At 60.3% G+C, this 1,087-nt stretch carries 1 protein-coding gene; it reads left to right on the forward strand.

Annotation, left to right across the window (positions count from 1 at the left end):
* Window positions 1–96: 96 nt before the first annotated feature.
* Window positions 97–1,087 (forward strand): IS481 family transposase (locus AAIL68_RS17435; RefSeq protein WP_347141054.1); only part of this gene is annotated, 991 nt, incomplete at its 3' end.

The raw sequence follows: 1,087 nt of genomic DNA on the forward strand, positions 1-1,087 counted from the left end.
TAGCTGTCTGATTGCGGAACATCATTGGGACGAGGTAAGCTGGGCCATTGCTGAACATGCCTGGCGCTTTGAACCCGTTCTTGCCGAGGTGACGTGATGATGCAGATCCATCCCCAAGCCCGGACCACACCGGCTGTGCGGGCTGAAATCGCCCGCTCAACCGAGCCCACCAGGATCCTGGCCAGGCGCTACGCCATCAGCGAGGAGACCGTTCGCAAATGGCGCAAGCGCGGCGAACAGGCCTGCCAGGATCGGTCGAGCCGGCCAAACCGACTGCCGTGGCGCGTGACAGAGGAAGAGCGTGCGATCATCTGCGCCGTGCGCCGCGCAACGGGCTTTCCCCTCGATGACCTGACCTTTGTGCTGCGCCACTTCCTGCCGCATCTCAACCGCGACAACATCTATCGTGTCCTGAAGGCTGAAGGCCTGAACCGACGCCCTCCAAAGCCATCAACCCTGCCTGCCAAAGGACAAGGGCGCTTCCGGGACTATGATCTCGGCTATGTCCATATCGACATCAAGCACCTGCCGAAGCTGCGGACGGCCGACGGAGCAGTGCGCAAGCGCTACCTGTATGTGGCCATTGATCGCTGCTCCCGCTTTGTGCATCTCGCCGTTTACGATGCCGAGAGTGCCGCCAACGCGGTCGCCTTTCTCGCTGAGGCACAAAAAGCCTTCCCGTTCCGGATCACTCATGTGCTGACGGATCGCGGCTCCTGCTTTACCGCCGAGGATTTCGAACGCGCCTGCGCGAAACTCAAGGTCATTCGCCGCACTACCAAGCCCTATACCCCCCAGACCAATGGCATGGTGGAACGCTTCAACGGCCGTGTTGCGAGCGAAGTTCTCGGCATCACTGTCTCCAGCCATGCTGAGCTGGAAGTCCTCCTGACCGGTTTCAACCAAGCCTACAACCGACGACGACAGCGCGTCCTTTCCGGCTTGTCGCCCCTCGATACCGTCCACCAACGCCTCGAGCACAACACCTGCCTGGCAAACCCGTGCTACAAGCCCGCCAACAGCAACGATCTCATGCCGAAGGTCGATGAAATCCTGTTCTATGCCAATGATGTCTCACAACCGGACA

Source organism: Paracoccus sp. SSK6 (genome assembly GCF_039770665.1).
GTDB lineage: Bacteria > Pseudomonadota > Alphaproteobacteria > Rhodobacterales > Rhodobacteraceae > Paracoccus.